The organism is Caldithrix abyssi DSM 13497 (assembly GCF_001886815.1).
Classification (GTDB): Bacteria; Calditrichota; Calditrichia; order Calditrichales; family Calditrichaceae; genus Caldithrix; species Caldithrix abyssi.
Genome location: NZ_CP018099.1, coordinates 4,468,544 through 4,486,498 on the forward strand (window position 1 = coordinate 4,468,544; position 17,955 = coordinate 4,486,498).

General features: G+C 44.4%; 16 protein-coding genes and 1 pseudogene. 10 read left to right on the forward strand and 7 right to left on the reverse strand.

From position 1 onward, the window contains the following. Window positions 1–8: 8 nt before the first annotated feature. From Cabys_RS17555 to Cabys_RS17570, 4 genes are read left to right on the forward strand one after another with little or no spacing between them, the layout of a single operon-like run. Complete coding sequence (locus Cabys_RS17555; protein WP_006928040.1) at window positions 9–863, forward strand: hypothetical protein; 855 nt, start codon at window positions 9–11, stop codon at window positions 861–863. Beyond that, window positions 860–1,963 (forward strand): hypothetical protein, encoded by a 1,104-nt coding sequence (locus Cabys_RS17560; RefSeq protein WP_006928039.1) that lies wholly within the window; start codon window positions 860–862, stop codon window positions 1,961–1,963. The genes Cabys_RS17555 and Cabys_RS17560 overlap by 4 nt, the downstream gene beginning before the upstream one ends. Beyond that, a complete protein-coding gene (locus Cabys_RS17565; RefSeq protein WP_006928038.1) occupies window positions 1,960–2,898 on the forward strand; it encodes an ABC transporter permease subunit in 939 nt (312 codons plus the stop codon). Before Cabys_RS17560 ends, Cabys_RS17565 begins: the two co-directional genes overlap by 4 nt. Further along, the gene (locus Cabys_RS17570; protein WP_006928037.1) at window positions 2,895–4,391 is read left to right on the forward strand and encodes an ATP-binding cassette domain-containing protein; all 1,497 of its coding nucleotides are present in this window, start codon (window positions 2,895–2,897) and stop codon (window positions 4,389–4,391) included. The genes Cabys_RS17565 and Cabys_RS17570 overlap by 4 nt, the downstream gene beginning before the upstream one ends. 209 nt (window positions 4,392–4,600) lie before the next feature. On the opposite strand, the pseudogene Cabys_RS17575 reads toward Cabys_RS17570, so the two are convergent. The 6 genes and pseudogenes from Cabys_RS17575 to Cabys_RS20180 form a co-directional block, all read right to left on the reverse strand. Continuing rightward, window positions 4,601–6,396: pseudogene (locus Cabys_RS17575) on the reverse strand (IS1634 family transposase). A 683-nt stretch (window positions 6,397–7,079) separates the two neighbouring features. Next, window positions 7,080–7,310 carry an Rdx family protein gene (locus tag Cabys_RS17585; protein WP_006928036.1) on the reverse strand — a complete coding sequence of 77 codons (231 nt, stop codon included), beginning with the start codon at window positions 7,308–7,310 and terminating at the stop codon, window positions 7,080–7,082. 9 nt (window positions 7,311–7,319) lie between these two features. Next, window positions 7,320–8,483, reverse strand: coding sequence for a chorismate synthase (gene aroC, locus Cabys_RS17590; protein ID WP_006928035.1), 1,164 nt, complete (start codon window positions 8,481–8,483; stop codon window positions 7,320–7,322). Between the two features lie 2 nt (window positions 8,484–8,485). Then, window positions 8,486–9,487 carry a DHH family phosphoesterase gene (locus Cabys_RS17595; RefSeq protein WP_006928034.1) on the reverse strand — a complete coding sequence of 334 codons (1,002 nt, stop codon included), beginning with the start codon at window positions 9,485–9,487 and terminating at the stop codon, window positions 8,486–8,488. Between the two features lie 25 nt (window positions 9,488–9,512). Continuing rightward, window positions 9,513–10,538, reverse strand: a complete 1,026-nt coding sequence (locus tag Cabys_RS17600) for an isocitrate/isopropylmalate dehydrogenase family protein (protein ID WP_006928033.1) — start codon at window positions 10,536–10,538, stop codon at window positions 9,513–9,515. A 101-nt stretch (window positions 10,539–10,639) separates the two neighbouring features. Further along, the gene (locus Cabys_RS20180; protein WP_169833733.1) at window positions 10,640–10,882 is read right to left on the reverse strand and encodes a hypothetical protein; all 243 of its coding nucleotides are present in this window, start codon (window positions 10,880–10,882) and stop codon (window positions 10,640–10,642) included. 61 nt (window positions 10,883–10,943) lie between these two features. On the opposite strand from Cabys_RS20180, the gene metF reads away from it, so the two are divergent. From metF to Cabys_RS17620, 3 genes are read left to right on the forward strand one after another with little or no spacing between them, the layout of a single operon-like run. Continuing rightward, entirely contained in the window at window positions 10,944–11,897 is a 954-nt protein-coding gene (metF, locus tag Cabys_RS17610) for a methylenetetrahydrofolate reductase [NAD(P)H] (protein WP_006928032.1), read from the forward strand. A 46-nt stretch (window positions 11,898–11,943) separates the two neighbouring features. Continuing rightward, the gene (locus tag Cabys_RS17615; RefSeq protein WP_006928031.1) at window positions 11,944–12,552 is read left to right on the forward strand and encodes a lysophospholipid acyltransferase family protein; all 609 of its coding nucleotides are present in this window, start codon (window positions 11,944–11,946) and stop codon (window positions 12,550–12,552) included. 7 nt (window positions 12,553–12,559) lie between these two features. Further along, window positions 12,560–13,291 carry a ZIP family metal transporter gene (locus Cabys_RS17620; RefSeq protein ID WP_006928030.1) on the forward strand — a complete coding sequence of 244 codons (732 nt, stop codon included), beginning with the start codon at window positions 12,560–12,562 and terminating at the stop codon, window positions 13,289–13,291. Between the two features lie 662 nt (window positions 13,292–13,953). On the opposite strand, the gene Cabys_RS17625 is transcribed toward Cabys_RS17620, so the two are convergent. Further along, window positions 13,954–14,532 (reverse strand): hypothetical protein, encoded by a 579-nt coding sequence (locus tag Cabys_RS17625; RefSeq protein ID WP_006928029.1) that lies wholly within the window; start codon window positions 14,530–14,532, stop codon window positions 13,954–13,956. Window positions 14,533–14,703: 171 nt separating this feature from the next. On the opposite strand from Cabys_RS17625, the gene Cabys_RS20460 reads away from it, so the two are divergent. From Cabys_RS20460 to Cabys_RS17645, 3 genes are all read left to right on the forward strand, one after another. Continuing rightward, window positions 14,704–15,117 (forward strand): DUF1573 domain-containing protein, encoded by a 414-nt coding sequence (locus tag Cabys_RS20460; protein ID WP_225868903.1) that lies wholly within the window; start codon window positions 14,704–14,706, stop codon window positions 15,115–15,117. Window positions 15,118–15,300: 183 nt separating this feature from the next. Next, on the forward strand, window positions 15,301–15,738 hold the full coding sequence (gene msrB, locus Cabys_RS17640) for a peptide-methionine (R)-S-oxide reductase MsrB (RefSeq protein WP_044281726.1): 438 nt from the start codon (window positions 15,301–15,303) through the stop codon (window positions 15,736–15,738). A 322-nt stretch (window positions 15,739–16,060) separates the two neighbouring features. Beyond that, window positions 16,061–17,947 (forward strand): M1 family metallopeptidase, encoded by a 1,887-nt coding sequence (locus Cabys_RS17645; protein ID WP_052304158.1) that lies wholly within the window; start codon window positions 16,061–16,063, stop codon window positions 17,945–17,947. Window positions 17,948–17,955: the final 8 nt, after the last annotated feature.

Consider the following 17,955-nt stretch of genomic DNA (forward strand, 5'->3'; position numbering starts at 1 on the left):
TGAAGACAATGAACGTAAAAATCTGGTTGATTCTGTTTTTTTGCCTGACAGGAGTTCGCGCTCAAAAAAACAGCTTTTTAATTGTTGAAAAGCCGGAGTCTTTAAAGTTGCTAAATGTTTACCGGCAGGAGATGGATGAATCGGAAAAAAGACAATTGGGAAGATTTGTTCCCATGCGCCTGGGTCAGGTTACAACATTTGCGGACGGGGTAACTCAGGCTTATCGCGTAAACATTTTGAACCGCCTTTTGTATTTGTTGATCGATTCCGAAGGGCAACCCGTTAATCTGGCAAACGCCGGTTTTTCACGATGGGAGTATGGGGTACGTGTTTTACAGGACACGGTAGAAATTCAGCCCGGTTATGATTTACAGCTTTTGAATCCTAAAACCCACAAACCCATGGCCAGCCTGCAAGCCGGACAGCTGCTGGTTAGAATATTCAGCAAGCGCAATGTGTATTACGTGGCTTTGCTTTCCGATCCCCCGCGTTACGGGCAGCTAAAACGGCCGCCTGCAGGAGCATGGAAAAAGATTCGACCGGAAGTGGTGCAAAAAAACAGGACGTTTAGTAAAATGCTGCAGGAGGTGCGCTTTGTCATGCAGGCCAAAAATGAAGTGTACAAAAAGTTGTATCTCTTTTTCCGGCCGGAAAAGTCAAGCGAAATTTTACCGCAATGGAAAGTAACTGCAGAAGGCGAAGTGATCAAACTAACGTTCAACCGTCCGGAGCTTCTTGAAAAGTGGCCAAAAAGCGCGCATCTTTTGTTTCGTGAAATAAAAGCCATGGCCGAACGAAACGGTTTTAAAGTACAAAAGAAAAACGCCTTTAACTGGCACATTGGCAAATGGAGTCAACCGTGAAAAAAATACTACTGCCCCATTTGCTAAGCGCCCTGTTTGTTAGCGTTTTGCTTCTGACGCTGGCGTTTATTTTAAGGCCCGTGGCGCCTTTCTCCCGGCCCGTTTCTGACGAGCTGAAGGCCTTGCAACAATTAAACCTGAATCCTCAGGATGCTTTTCAATATCAACTGTATCACGAAATGGCGCGCACCCTGACCGGTCCGGACTCTGTTCGTTACTTCGAACTATGGCGGCAACTTGTTTCAGAGGCTGGGTCTGAGCGCCTGCTGGAACAAAAGCAATATCAGCAACGGCTGGCTTACCGCAAATCTTTTGGCAGCCTGTTGGGGATGTATGTAAAGTTTGTTTTTGTTTTCCTGATTGTCATGGCAGCAACCTATTACGGCGTTCAAACCCTGGGCCTGTATTTTTTTGTGCGGCGTCAACAAATGCGTCCGCCCGATTTTTACCGCCTGTTCTTTTTGCTGCGCCAGGGGTTGATCCGATCGGACGGCAAACTCCTTACTGACGCTCTTAGAGTACTGATTCGGATTGGCGCCAGGGCCATGTTTTTTTTACTCTTTTTTGCGCCGGCTTACGTGGTGGCCTACTCCCTTAAATCAGATTTTACTTCGCAATCGATTTTATTTTTAATCGTACTGGGCGTTTTGACCAACGGCCTGCTGATTACCTATGCCACCAAGTTTTACCATTTTTTATTGAACGAAAGCCAGAAAGGTTACGTACGTACGGCCATCGTTAAAAATTTGAGCAATGATTACCAGTTTAAAGGAAAAAACGGCATTGCGCCGCATCAAATCTTTGCTTTAAAAAAACAATTTAAAGGCCATGTGCTGCAACACATATACATGAACAGCGCTTTTCAATATGTGGCCACCTTTAAAGAGCAGGCGGCTTTTGTGATTAGCAGTCTGGTGATCATCGAAATGGCTTTAAATATTCACGGCCACCTGAGTTATGAGTTGCTACAACAACTGCTTTACCGCAATTTTGATCAGGCTCTGTACATGGTGCTCGGACTCTATCTGCTGGTCAAAGCGACGGAGATATTTACGGATTTTCTGGTTTTTAAAAAACGGCAGAGGTTTGAAAAGGGATGAATTCTATTTTAAAGATCATAAAATCGGGATTAGATTTAATTCGCCGCGCTTTCATTGGGTTGCTGCGCCTGATGGAGCGCATTACTTTGCGGGCACACACACGTCAGGCTGAAAGCTGGCTCGTCTTCTGGCTGGCTGGTCTTTCGTTTTTGTGGCTGTGGGATTTTTTCTTTTTGAACCAGCCCGCTTTTCAGGCTCTGAACCAGGCCTTTGTACACACCGTTTTTGTGGCCTTTGCGGTGGTGGTTTTTGCCTTTTTTCAGGCCTGGGGCTGGCTGATGATTGTTCACTTTTTAGAAGAAAACGAACACAAGCGCGTGTTAGCCGCCGTGCATTTCCTGTTAAATGTGGTTCGTTCCGTTCCGCAAATTGTGGGCATTCTGTTTGGCTACATTGTTTTAACCCTGTGGGTGGCAAAAGGCGCCCTGAGCCATGACGTTGAAATTCTGCTTTTAATGGCTTTGTTTATTAGTATTTTTGTTTTTCTGGAAGTGCTTGACCTGTTACGCGAGCGGATCAAATATTTTCAAAAACTGGATTTTTACAATGCCATGCGTGTTTGCGGCGTTTCCAGCTGGCGCATCATCAATTACGATATCATTTACAAAAACAGTCTTGCTCATCTGATGAACAAGGCCATTGGGGTGTTTGCCGCCGCCATTTTTTTACAATGCAGCGTGGATTTTATTATTTCCGTTGGCCTTTCCACGCAGGTCAATGCGCTTAACTTCCCGGTTACGCTGGGAAGTTTGCTGGCTACGATCGACAGTAAACAGGATATTCTGGCCATTAGCTACACTCTCACCCATCCCGGCTATTTACCCAATTTGTTTTTTAGACACTTACTGGGAATCAGTGTGGCGTTTATGATTATTTTTTCTTTGCTTAGTTTGTTTAAAATCACCAACGCGCTGGCAGAACGGTTGGAAGGATGAATTTACGCTACAAAATAGAGATCGCGACATTCAGACATCCGCTGGTAAAAGTGGAAGATTTTACCATTGAGTCTGGTAAGATTACCTTTTTGTTCGGCGAATCGGGCATTGGTAAAACGTTATTGGCCCAGACGATTTTTGGGCTGGTCAGTCCCCGCAACCTGCGCATCATAATCAATGGCCAGACTTATTTTCAATATCTGCAGTCGCAAAGATTAAAAATTTTACAACAAAACGGTTTTTACGTTTTTCAGGAACCTTCCACGCATTTAAATCCATTGATGACCCTGGAGGAGCAATTGAACGAAGGCAGCCTGGCCACCAGTGAGGACGATCGCGACATTCTGGAAAGTTTATGGGCCGCGCCGTTTGAAACGCACATCCGCCCTCTGTTGCGCATTTACCCAAAGCCTTTTAGGCCCAGCGGGGGCGAAAAACAACGTTTATTGTTAGCCATGGCGCTCAAAAAGATGGATGCGCTCCCAAAAGAAGCTGAGGGGCTGTTCATTCTGGACGAACCCACCGGCAGTCTGGACAATTATTTCCGAAATCTTTTTTTAAAAGAATTGTTTAAACGGTTTCGGGAAAAGCGGCCAGCCATTTTATTTATCACCCATGATTACTCCATCATTAGCGAAATCGAAAAAAGTCATGGCGATTTAAAATCCTTTATCAATTTGCATGAATTGCGTCGTATTAATGACCATCAGGTGAAGGCCTTCCCTTTTAAATCTGTCGATTACCTGAGCTGGCTAAAACGTCAGAAGCCATTTGAATCTGGCAGCAAGAAAAAGCGGCAGGTGGTGCTGCGCATAAAAGGCGGATTTTCCGTATTTGGGAAAACGTTTGTGTTTTATAAAGCCGGCGGGCGACGGAGCGTAAATCTCCTTGTTGAGCGGGAACACATTACCTATTTAAAGGCGCCCAGCGGACTTGGCAAAACCACCCTGGCCAAAATCATTTCCGGATTGCAAAAGGCCGAAAAGATAACCTTTGAACTGGCGGGCATCTCTTTTGATCAGGAAACAGCGCCGAATGTATGGCGGCAAAAGGTGTGGGGAAAAAAATTGAGTATGGTCTTTCAGCACGCCGATGAAGCGCTTAATTTAAATGCTACCGTGCGCCAGATTTTTAAAGGTCTGCCGCTTGCAGCAGAATTTACAGAAGAGCATTTAATGACGGTTTTAGAAGAAATTTTTGATCAGAGCTTAACGGAAAGCTTTTTGAATAAAAAGGTGGCTTTTTTAAGCGGGGGACAAAAACAGCGTTTGAATTTGCTACGCGCCCTGTTGCTCCACCCGGACCTGATTATTCTGGACGAGCCCTTGAATGGCCTCGATTTTATGAGCATTCAGCGCGTTTTGAAGCTGATTGCGGGCAAAATGGTCTCCGGGAGCGGAATTTTGTTGATTTCGCACAATGAAGAGATTTTCGACAAAATCATTCCTGATGAATACATCTATTATTTGAAAACAGCAAACAATCAGGCATGAAAGATTTTGATTTTTGCCCCGGTGAAGTGAAGAAATAATTAAGGAAACCGTTGAAACGGTTTTCCCAGAAATCCTGCCAAACGATCAAGAGGGTGTCTCAAAAGCGACATCTAATGTATAATTATACAAAGATAGCCCATCTTGAACACTAAAACGGTTTAAGTTATTTAAAAACAACATGTCGTTCTTTTTTATTACCACTACAATATTTAAATTCTTATCTTTTTCATACCTAATGGCTTGGGCTTGATCTTAAATGCCTGCGCCATTAAATAATGGATCGCCTCCGGTTCGGTCGTATCTCTTATAACTAATAAATCTCCTTTCTGCGTTTTCATCTCCACGCTTACTCGCTGCTGTACGGAAAGTAATTCACGAATGGTTGTCCAGCGATGATAAACGCCTGCATCATGTAATTGTTTTTGAAGACTTATCAATACATGAAAGGCTAAAATCGAAATGAAAATATGCCCTTCAATGCGTTTATCCTTCTGGTGAAAATTAGGCCTTAAGCCTAATTCACTCTTCAACGAGCGAAATCCATCCTCCACATCCGTTAAACTGATGTAGAGCTGCCAAATCTCACGATCCGTTAAATCCAGACGACTCGTCCGTAAATAATACGTGCCGGAAAATCGATCATCCATCTTTTGCTCATCTTTTATCTTCCAGCTGATCTCTGTCACGATACCATTGTGATGCTCAACCGTAATATCATAAAAATAGGCCACCTTTGCATGACGTTCCTTTATGCGGCCAATGCGTTCTAAAACCTTGGGATATTTCTTCGTGCCTCGTTTCTTGTGCAAACTCTCCGCCGCATATTTCAACTCCGCCTCAAAGCGCTGCTGATGAAATTGTCGAATGGCTTCCTCTTTCTTTTGCCTTGAGGCGCTGCGACAGTATAAATAAAGCTCTTTATCCTTACGGTAAAGATAGGCTTCCACTTTATGGCGTTGATCGTGATTAATCTCTTTAAAAGCATTTTCTTCGATCTCGATTTCCGGTTTACTGCGTGAGACAACCAGATAGTCGTGTCCACGCTTTGTGATCAGTTGCAAGTTCTCTTCTGTGGCAATCCCGGCATCTAAAATAATCAATTTCCTGACTTTGCCGCCTATCGTATCCAGAATTTTAGACAAAGTCTCTGGTTCGGAAACATTGCCAGAGAAAAGACGACTCTCCTTGGGGAATCCATCCTCATCCAATACCAGGCCTAAAGTAACCAGGGGCATATCGTGACGCTTATCTTTACTACGTCCGCGAGCCTTGAGTTCACTGGTACGGCTACTCTCAAAATACGTATTGGTTAAATCGTACAGGATGATCTTTTCCTGCAAGGAAAATAACAGACGCTCTTGCTCTACTAAACCATTCTCGATTTTGTCCTTATGTTCTAATAATTGATCCGTAATTCGATAAAGTTTATTGTGAGAAAGTCTTGAAAGGTCTAACTCTAAAAGCTCATCGATGGCGCTTTGCTTTTTGACCCAGCGTAAGGTCGCCCATTCGCTTGAGGGGTGCACCAGGCGCCCAACGATCAACAGTTCGGCCAGTTTAATATCCTTCTCCTTAAAGCCCAGCTTTTTTAAAAGTTCATTGAACTTAAGCTTTCTTAACATCATCAAACTGATGTATTCGCCTCCTATACTGCGAGCATCTCTGAATTTGACAGAGCCCGTAAAAATGGTCTCGGTTTCCTGTGGGCTTTCTTTTTTTCTACCTTTTCTTGTTTTAGTTTGTTTTGAATTAAAAGCGAGGCATAGCGCTGGGCTAATTGTTCAATTTGCTCATCCACTTCGATCAGTGAAGTTTGTCCGCTTATGATCTCTTCGATGCGATTGGCAAGTGTTTTCCATTGGTCTTTAGGAATGGTAAGCTTGCCCAGGTTGAGCAATTTTCTTTGTCTTGGGCCTTTTTCAGTACGATAGGATTCGACCAATTGATGGTAAACGAAGGTTTTATCGTACCCTTTATTCTTTTTTGTGACTTCTTTAATAAACATGTTCAAATATAATCATATCAGTCAATTAAGTCAAGGGGGAAACCAATATAGTATGGGGCACTACAACGACATCTCGAAAACTCGATCCAAAAAAACCAATAACTTACAAAAACCGAAGGTGGAAATTTGGTGATTTGGGCTTAAATTTTGTTCAAGATGGGATAGGTAAAAGCTTACAGTAGCCCTCACCCCCTTTCCCCCTCTCCCGATTTTCGGGAGAGGGGGAAAGGGGGTGAGGGCTATTGTAAACTTTTCCATATTATTTTATAAATATACGCTTGATGTCGCTTTTGAGACACCCCCGTAAATAGCACCGATTTGCTTAGTTTTCGGCTTACATATTGAGATACAGTTCTATTTTTTTTTCGATCCTTGCGTCCCCTTTTCAGTTGACGCTGGACAGAAGGGTTGCGTGAAAAAAATCTTTGTGCTCTTTGTGGCTTCTTTGCGTTCTTGGTGGTTCGTTTTTGGTTGCGGCTTGGCTGCCTTGGAGGGTAAATGGTTGTAGTTGAGTTTTTATTTTAAAACACTTTTGTCTTTTCCTGTCATTCCCGGCTTTGGGGGAAAAGCGCTGCGGAAGCCTCCAGGTCGCCTTTTAACAACGAGCCACTTTCGCGGCGCATCAAAAATTTGCCGAAAGTATTGCAGGCATTTTTGCAAACGGATCTGTTATCTACGCTATTTTAATTCATCCTCTCAGCCAGAAGACGAATAATTTCATCCGGCTCCGGGAAACGCATGGTTTTGGTTTTGGAAAAGATCTCTTCTCCGTCTAAAAATATTTCGAATCTTCCGCCGCTGCTTTTTTGCAGTTCGGTTTTTAGATTCAAATGATTCTCTATTCTTTCGGCCAAACTGGCCGCCCGATCGTAATAGTTTCAGACAACACAGTATTCGATAATAACTTTTTTCATGCTGGCTCCTTAAAGTTTAATTCGCTCTTTGTAACGATTAAAAGCGCTTTCCATATCGGTAATGGTATCGTTTCCGAATTTTTCGCAAAAGGCGTCGGCCAGAACCTGGGCCACTGCGGCTTCGGCCACCACAGCGCAGGCTGGCACGGCCGTCACGTCGCTCCGTTCCTTGTGCGCCAGAAAATTTTCTTTTGTTCTCAGATCAACCGAATGCAGGGGTTTCATTAAAGTGGGAATGGGCTTCATAAAAATCTGGATCACAATATCCTCCCCGTTGCTCATGCCCCCTTCAATACCGCCGGCGTTATTGCGGTTGCGATACAATTTTGATCCATCGTAAAACATCTCATCATGGAATTGCGAACCGGGCAGTTGCGCGCCTTTAAATCCCAGGCCAATTTCAACGCCCTTTACGGCCTGAATAGACATCAGGGCGGCGGCCAGTTGCCCGTCTAATTTGCGATCCCAGTGTACGTGGCTGCCCAGCCCCGGCGGCACCTTTTTGGCAATAATTTGAATAACGCCTCCGGCCGTATCGCCTTCCTTTTTAGCGCGGCGAATAAAGGCCATCATTTCCTGTGAAGCCTGCGGATCAAGGCATCTGACCGGAGATTCATCGGCTTTTAGAAGGGCGTCTTCCCTGAGCGCCATTTCCTGAACCACATCCATATTGGCCTTTACAGGGCCAATTTGAAGCACATGCGAAATAATCTGAATTTCAAAATGGTAAAGCAGTTCTTTGCAAAAAGCGCCAACAGCCACGCGCATGGCCGTTTCGCGCGCGCTGGAACGCTCCAGCACATTGCGCATATCGTCAAAATCATATTTGAGGGCGCCGGGCAGATCGGCATGTCCCGGACGCGGTCGGGTGATAACGCGCTCTTCTTTGCCCTCTCCTTGAGACATGATTTCCGTCCAGTTGGCCCAATCTTTATTGCGCAAAATAAAGCTGATGGGGCTGCCCAGGGTTTTGTTAAAGCGGATTCCGGAAAGGACTTCAACCTGGTCTCTTTCCATTTTCATGCGTCCGCCGCGACCGTAGCCCTGTTGCCTGCGGTACAGCTCATGATTAACTCTTTTCAGATCAACGGGTAAGTTTGCCGGCAGTCCTTCAATAATTCCGACCAGGCCCGGTCCATGAGATTCGCCGGCAGTTAAAAAACGTATTTTCATCTTTATTCCTCAGGGCTTAAAACCTGATCTTGTTTTATTTGTTCCAGGGTCATTTGCACAACCTCCCTCAGCGGCAGGCTGGAAGAAAAGCCGGCCGCATGGAAATGGCCGCCCCCGCCAAATCGCCGGGCAAGTTGCCCCACATCAAAGCCGTTTTTGGAGCGTAACCCGACCATTACCTCGCCATTCTTCTTTTCGACGAACATGGCAAATATTTGCGCCGCGGCATCACGGCGAATAATATCGATCAGGCCGTTCAACTCTTCAATATTTACATTAAACTTTTGCAGCGTCTCTCTGGACACCACCGCCCAGTCGATTACGCCCTCCGATTGCAAGCCGGCAAGCACATGCCCCCAGAAACGGAGTTGATTTTTATTGCTGTATTCGTAAACCTGACGGTAAACCCAGGCCGGATCAATATTTTTCCTGGCCAGTTGCGCCGCAATTTCCAGGGTTTTACCGCTGGTGCCTTCAAATCTGAACCCGCCGGAATCGCTCAAAATGCCCGTGTACAATGCCAGCGCCATGTCGTCCGTGATCTCAATTCCCTGCGTCTTAAAAAAATCGTAAACGATCTCACAGGTGGCGATGCGCTGCACATCAATGATTTTTAAATCCATTTGTTCGCACATATCCGGATGATGGTCGATGCAAACCTTTTTAGCCTTGCTGGCCATCACCGGAGCGTACCATTCATCCATCCGTTCCAGCGCGCTAATATCAACAATTAAAATGACATCGGCGCGTTCAATGATTTTTTTCAATCGGCTTTTAGAATGCCTGTTAATAGCCTGGCGTGTTTTTAAAAAATCGTACCTGGCCGGTAACGATCCCGGGATAATGGCTTCTACCTTTTTGCCCAGACTTTTTAAATAGTGGTAAAAAGCCATCACCGCGCCCAGGGCATCGCCGTCGGTATAAATATGGCTGATGACCACAAAATGATTATGGTCGTCAATCATTTTTTTCAATATCTGAAAAGCATTGTTTTGCTTTCCCATTAAAACCATATCCTCTTAATTTCCCTTAACGCAACATTTTGATTTTTTCAATCAGGCCGTCGACCAGTTCATCGGTGGTGGCGCGCCCGCCAAGGTCCGGCGTTAAATGCTTACGTTCGGCTAAAAACAGAACCAGCGCCGCCTGTATTCGGTCTGCGGCTTTCCCTTCGCCGATGTGGCGCAGCATCATATTGGCCGAAAGGATGGTGGCAATGGGGTTGGCCACGCCCTTTCCGGCGATGTCCGGCGCGCTGCCGTGAACCGATTCAAAAATGGCCACTTCATCGCCAATATTGGCGCCGGGCACAACGCCAAGCCCTCCAACCAGCCCCGCCGCCAAATCCGAAATAATATCGCCATACAGGTTGCCCAGCACAACCACATCAAACTGATCCGGGCGCATGACCATTTGCATGGCGCAATTGTCAACGATGATCTCCTTGTAGGCTATTTCCGGATACTCCTTTGCCACCTTACGCACACAGTCTAAAAACAGGCCGTCGCTCTTCTTCATGATATTGGCCTTATGCACCGCATGAACCATTTTCCGTTTGTTTTGCCTTGCCCATTCAAAAGCGGCCCGCGCAATGCGCGTCGAGGCCTTTTCGGTAATAATCTTTAAACTTTGCGTAACGCCTGGCGCAATTTCATACTCCAGACCAGCGTAAAGATCTTCCGTATTTTCCCGAAAGATAACCAGATCAATGGGTTTATGCTGAAAGGTAATGCCTAAAGCCGAACGCACCGGCCGGATATTGGCGTACAGGTCCAGGGTTTTGCGTAATTGTACATTAACCGATTTAAAACCTTCGCCTATGGGCGTGGTTAACGGACCTTTTAAAGCCACTTTATTTTTCCTGATGGATTCGATGGTTTCATCCGGCAAGGTCGTTCCGTGTTTGTTGATTGCGCCAGCTCCGGCGTCAACCATTTCCCAGTCTATTACCACGCCGGCAGCGGCCAGAACTTTTCGGGCTGCCGATGTCACCTCCGGCCCTATGCCGTCGCCGGGGATTAATGTGATCTGATATACTTTTTCTTTTTGAGCCATTACTCATTTCCCAATCTTGTTTTAATTGATTTTATTAGAGTTGTTTTGTTTTTTTATAGTTTATAAATGTATTTAAAACCGTTCAATTCTCCAAATTATTTTCAACGGTCGTTGATAAAAATTTTGCCATTTATTTTACGTTTTGCCCTGTAATAGCTTTTTTCAACGACCTCTTCCAAATAAAAAGAATAAACTCTTTTAGTAATCGGTTTATTTCGCACGGCGTTAATTTTTAAAAAAGCAAATAAATGCTTATTCTTCCAAATATCGCGCCTTAATTTGCAGCGCCCATTCAACTGCCAGAGGTTGTTTATTCTTGCTTGCGTAAAACTAAAATTAGACACTGGCGGCAAAAATATTTATATTTGTTCCTGTTTATAAATATACAATTATGGAACAACTGTGATGAAAGTCATTGAACATTTAGCCAGAGCAAAAGAAACGTTGCTCAGCTTTGAGATCATTCCTCCCAAGCGGGGCGGAGATATACACAGCCTATTGAGAGTGGTGGACGACATCTCTAAATATAATCCTCCTTTTATTGACATTACCAGTCATGCCGCAGAAGTAAAATACGAAGAAACGCCGCAAGGCATTAAACGTAAGGTCAAGCGCAAGCGTCCGGGCACCCTTGGCATTTGCGCGCTGATCCAGAATAAGTACAATATCGACGCCGTGCCTCATGTGTTGTGCAATGGTTTTACGCGAGAAGAAACGGAAGACTTTTTAATCGATCTGCAATATCTGGAAATTGAAAATGTTTTAGCCTTACGCGGAGAAGAGAACAGCTACCAAAAGCCGCTGGTTAATGGCCGAAGCGCTAACCGTTACGCGGTTGATCTGGTTGCGCAGATCAACAACATGAACAAAGGCATTTATCTGGAAGAGGAACTGATCGACGCCAGACCGTCCAATTTTTGCATTGGAGTGGCCGCCTATCCGGAAAAGCATGTTTCCGCTCCCAATCTTGAGTTTGACATCAAACAATTAAAAAAGAAGATTGAAGCCGGGGCAGAATATGTGGTTACGCAAATGTTTTACGACAATCGATATTATTTCGATTTTCTGGACAAATGTCGAGCAGCGGGGATTGATGTTCCCATCATACCCGGTCTAAAAATTTTGACGGCAAAAAGTCAACTGACGAGCATTCCGGCCAATTTTCACATCACTCTGCCTTCTGAACTGACCGATCCGGTGTTAGAAGCCGAATCGGATGAAGACGTTCTGGAAATAGGGGTGGACTGGGCTTACAAACAGGTCAGCGAGTTAATCGAAAAAAAGGCGCCGGCTATCCATTTTTACATCATGCAAAATTCGAAACCGATTCGCATGTTGATGAAAAAACTGGGGTTTTAATCCAGATTTTGTAAATCGCCAGATTTAAACAGAAGAAAAAAGACTCATGATTAAAGAAAATCGGCCTTCGTTTCTGTTCAAAATAGCCCGGATTTTTAGCAAAGTGATATTAAAAATAACGGGCTGGAAAACTGTCGGGAAAGTGCCGGAAGAAAAAAAATATGTTCTGGTGGGATACCCGCACACTTCTAATTGGGATACGCTCATCGGGCTGATGATCTATGCCTCCATGGGCGTGCGGCTGAACTGGCTGGCCAAACAATCGTTATTTAAATGGCCGCTGGGGTGGATTTTGAAATTGACGGGGGCCATTCCCGTTAACCGCCAGCAATCCCAGAATTTTATTCAATACAGTAAAGATTTGTTCGACAGATACGAGCGCCTGGTGCTAACCCTTTCTCCGGAAGGTACGCGTAAAAAGACCGAATACTGGCGAACGGGATTTTATTACATGGCGCTGAATGCCGGAGTTCCCATCGCCCTCGGAATTTTAGATTATTCAAAAAAGATTGGAGGCTTCGGGCCGCTGATCTGGCCCTCGGGCGACATTGAAAAAGACATCGCTAAAATCCGCGAATTTTACAAAGATTTTAAAGGGAAATATCCTGAAAAGATGGGTGAAATTCGCATTAACCCTGAAAAAATAAAAAAATAGACAGGCCATGAATTCACATCAACTTTTTGAATTAACCGCTTATTCCTTCAGTATTGTGGTTACCGCGTGGATTGGCGGCATTATTCCGCTTTTCTACAAAAAAAATCATCGTGTTTTGCACTGGTTTATCAGCCTGGGCGCCGGCGTTTTGCTGGGCGCGGCCTTTTTACACATGATCCCCGAAGCCTCGGAAATGATCGGCAAAAACGTGGGGATTTACGTGCTGGGCGGCTTTTTGATGCTATTTGTTCTGGAAAAATTCATTATGACCCATCCCTGCCCCTCGGAACATTGTGAATTTCATCGAGTCGGCCTTTCGGCCTTTCTGGGGCTCTCGCTGCACAGCCTGGTAACCGGCATTGCGCTGGGCACGGGCGTTATGGTGCCTAAACTGGGACTGGTTGTCTTTTTAGCAATTATTCTCCATAAATTGCCCGCATCTCTGTCTTTAACCAGTTTATTTATTAAGGAAAATTACTCTACTAAAAAATTGTTCGTCTATTTGACGGCGTTTTCTTTAATGGTGCCGCTTGGCGCTCTTATTACCTACCTCTTTCTCCAGCAGACTTCAGTCAAAACCATTGGCGCATTAACCGCTTTTTCGGCCGGCACCTTTTTACATGTGGCTGCCGACGACCTTTTACCGGAGGTTCATCAACATTCACATGACAAATACTCTCGCCTGTTTGTTTTTGGGATCGGCATACTGACCACCTGGCTGGTAACGCTATTGGAATAATGGAACCGCCTTCTAAAAAACCTTGCGCCCTTTTTGATGGGGCGCTAAGAAAAAATAAAAAGAATTTAGGGCGTGAAAAACTCATAATTTGCCGAAGCAAATGACGTGAATCCCCCTCGCCCACTCCCCACAAAACTCGCCCTATTTAAGAGATTACTCATTCCGTTTTCTAAGGCAGCAACGTGCGCAAAGTAATTTTCTTGTAGATTACGCTAAAAATCGCAGAAAAAGATTAAACAAACTATTCTGAGACTAAAGCTAAAGCTAAGCAAATCGGCGCTATTTACGCCCGGGGCTGTCCCAAAAGTCAAAGAAAATGTATTTTTATAAAGTTTTTCTTTCCCTCACCCCCTTTCCAAAAAAAAGAATCTGGGGGGAGTAGGAAGAACTGTTCGTTGGAAATTTTCCTCCAATGATGTTCAATATTTGCGCATTTATAAATTTCTATTCAACCATTCAACTAATTAACTATTCAACCAATACAGCAGCACAAAAATTTTCAAATCCCGCCAGGGCGGACCGAATCTTTCAAGGGAAGTATCCTAAAATCCGCTGCGCTGAGGTAAATGCGCCTTCTGGCTTGTTGATCGGTCGGGAGAGACAGGGATTTTAGCCCTTCCCGGGCAAACTTCATGGCAACGCTGTGAATGCGTCCCCTTTTATTACATTTCTAATTTGATTTCGCTGCAGATCACAAAATTGTTCAAATCGCTCCGTTTGATTTTCATGTATGTGTCAATCACCCCTTCAAAATCCCCTTCAATTTCACCTTTGGCTCTAAAAATGTATTCGTGCAGCGGGGCGTAACTTTCAAAACCTTTTGCATCCTTCTCAATAATTTCCGAGGGTGTGTAATTCTTTAGCGAAACGCCTTCCGGCAGATGTTCAACGATTTGTTTAAAGCTGCTTCCCATATCTTTTTCGAAAATTTCAGCGGCAAACGAAAAAGCAGCGCCTTTAATTGGTTTGATCGATTTAATAACGTAACCTGTTTTTTTGGTGTAAAGATCGACCACCTGTTTAAAAGGTTCGATCAGTTCGTCTTCCAGACAAAGGTGTACGTAATTTTCCAGTTCAAAGAGTTCTTTAACAAATTCTTTCAACGTCTCTCGTCGAATGTTTTCTTTTCGATGGAAAAAATATTTTCCTTTCGGCTTTTTACAGGCCAAAAAACCCAATAAAAATCCTTTTACCATCATAAAAGGGCCTTCAATAACAATTTCTGAAAACTTTCTTCCCATACATTCCTCCATCGTTGCTAATTTTCATTAATAAATTAAAAAGGTTTCTCTAAAAAACAAATACTATTTCATGATAATCGTAAAGATTTTACATTTGTTTAAAAAATATCTTGATCTTTCTGCTTATTCTTTTAAATTGAAACCAGGAAAATTAAAAGAAGGGGCTGAAAGATGAGGCCATATAACACATTTCTCTTCATTTTATTGATTTTGGGCGTCGTTCAGATCAGTAATTTAAACGCTCAGGACAGCACAAAGGTCAGCGGGCCTGTTATTACAGCTTCGGAAAAGGTGTTTGATTTTGGTCAGGTGCCGGAAAATGCCGTGGTCTCTCATGTTTTTGTGCTGAAAAATCAGGGCAGCGATAGCTTAAGAATTCAACGTATTAAAAGCGGCTGAGGCTGCACAGCAGCGCTTCTGAGTTCAGAAGTCATTGCCCCGGGAGACAGCGTGCAGCTTAAGGCTTCTTTTAACACGCACAACCGTTCAGGCACGTTCCAGAAGAACATTCGCGTTTATTCCAATGCCGTTAATCAGCGCGTATTAACCTTAACCATAAAAGGCGAAATTATTCGAGAAGATTGAACTTTTGCCTTTTTTATCAGAAAATAAAATTATTGGCCAGTGGTAGGCTTTAATTTTGAACGAACGGGACTATTTTTACGCCGCTTTGCGTTCCAAAAGGAAAACGGAGTAATCATGTTGCGAATTATTTTAAGTTTACTGTTCATCACAGTCATTTACGGACAAAATCAGGAAAGCAAGGCAATGCGTTCAAAGGACGACTCTTCAAAAACCAGCGGCCACAAAGTGTTTAAAACGGACGCCGACTGGCAATCGTGTTTGACGCCCGAGCAATTTTATGTTACCAGAAAAAAGGGGACGGAACGCCCTTTTAGCGGCAAATATTACGACTACTGGGAAGAAGGCACGTACCTGTGCGTGGCCTGCGGCGCAGAGCTCTTTTCTTCAAGCACCAAATACCATTCCGGAAGCGGCTGGCCCAGCTTCTGGGATGTGGCCAGCGAAGAAAATGTGATCCTTGAAAAAGATACCAGCCTGGGAATGGTGCGCACGGAAATACTTTGTGCTTCCTGCGGTGCACATCTGGGGCACGTTTTTGATGACGGACCGCCGCCCACCGGGCTGCGCTATTGCATCAATTCTGCCGCCTTGAAGTTTGTGCCTAAAAATTTAAAAAAATAAAAAGACGGATTGAACTGTAAAATGTAATGCGCCTTCGCAATTTCCCCTATATGCTTTAACAATCGAATCCCTGCTTTAATTGCCACTGCGCCCCCGGGATTTTCTTGAATATTCCCTTCAAAAGCGTAACGCGTTAACGGGCATTTTTTTGTTACGGTTTGAGGAGGTAATGGTTGACTGGAGCCGGCGAAGTTTTTGTGTAATTTTGGGTTTAATATATCAAAGATTTCCTTAAAATATTTACCGATTCATTTGCTTGAAATAACAAAAAAAATTAATATCGTTTTGTCATTTGATTCTAAGGAGAGTAACTGTGAAAAGGATGTTTGCTTTTTTATTGGTGGCTTTTACGCTCAATGGTATCCAGGCAACGGCCAGCGATTCTTTATACATTCCGATCAACTTACAACAAGCCTACGAAAAAGGCACGCGCGCTTACGACGGCAGCCCCGGCCCGGCATACTGGCAAAATCATGCTGACTATGTCATTCAGGTTAAATTTGAACCTGAAAGGAGAATGATTTTCGGCCGCCAAAAAATAATCTATTACAACGAGAGTCCAGACTCGCTCGATCGGCTGGTGATTCGTTTGTACCAGGATCTATTCAAAAAGGGCAATCCCCGAGATTGGGGTGTAAACCCGGGCGATTTACATGAAGGCGTTAAAATCGATTCGTTAAAACTCAACGATCGGCCGTTGGACCTGACTGGCAACCCTTTTATTCGACGCTACGGCACTAATATGATCATCAGGCTGCAAAACAAAATAGCGCCCGAAAGCACGGTTAAGCTGGAAATAGAATGGCAACTGCAAATCAGCCGCCATTCCAATATTCGAATGGGCGCGTATGATTCCACCTCCTTTCATGTGGCTTACTGGTACCCCCAAATAGCTGTTTACGACGATTTATCGGGATGGGACACGTTCAATTACACGGGGCTACAGGAATTCTACAACGATTTTAATAACTACGATGTGCGCATTTCCGTACCACAAAATTTTGTTGTCTGGGCAACCGGGCGGCTGCAAAACGTGGAAGAGGTTTTGCAAGAAAAATATCAAAAACGATACCAGAAGGCTCTGGAAAGCGACGATGTAATTCATGTGATCACGGAAGAAGACCTGGAAAAAGGAAAAATCACGGCAGACAAAGAATGGAATACCTTTCACTATGTGGCGCGCAATGTGCCTGATTTTGCCTTTTCCACCAGCGACCACTATTTGTGGGATTTAACCAGCGTGCAGGTTGCGCCCGATCGGGAGCGCGTACTGGTAGGCGCGGCCTATAAAGCCGAATCGTCCGATTTTTATAAGGTAGCTGAATTGTCCAGAAAATCGATCCTCTTTTTTTCGAATGAAATGCCCGCCGTGGCGTTTCCCTATCCTTCCTTAACGGTTTTTAACGGACGGGGAGGCATGGAATTCCCTATGATGGTTAACGACGGCTCGGTTGCAAACTGGCAAGGAACGGTACACCTTACCAGCCATGAAATCGCCCATACCTATTTTCCGTTTATGATGGGTACCAACGAACGCAAATATGCCTGGATGGACGAAGGCTGGGCCGTGATGCTGCCCTTTGATTTTCAAGCGCGCGAAGCGCCGGGATATGATCCGATAGAGAAAGCCATCAAGCGTTATTTGAGCATGGCGGGAACGGAATTTGACATACCAATGATTGTGCCATCCGTTGTGTATGGTGGAGACGCGCGCAACGCCTACCGCAACGCTTCCTACAATCGTTCTGGCGTTGCCTATTATTTGCTGGAACGGCATCTGGGCCGGGAAACATTCCTGAAAGCCATGCATGCCTACATGACGCGCTGGCAGAGTAAACATCCCATGCCGTTTGATTTCTTTTTTACTTTTAACCATGCTACTGGCGAGGATTTAAATTGGTTTTTTAAACCATGGTTCTTCGAATTTGGATATCCCGACCTGGCCATTGAAAAAGTTGCGGAAGACCAACAAACATTAACGGTGAAAGTCATTAAAAAAGGCAACCTGCCACTTCCCATTAAACTGACGGTGGTCTTTCAGGATAGTAGTCAGACAATGATTGAAAAAGCAATGGACATCTGGCGCAGCGGCAAGAATGAAACAGTTATTAAAATTTCAAAGGAAAAGCCGATTATTGAAATTCAACTGGGCGACAAACATATTCCCGATTTATTTGACGACAACAACTGGATACGCATGAAAGAGTAATTTTTGTT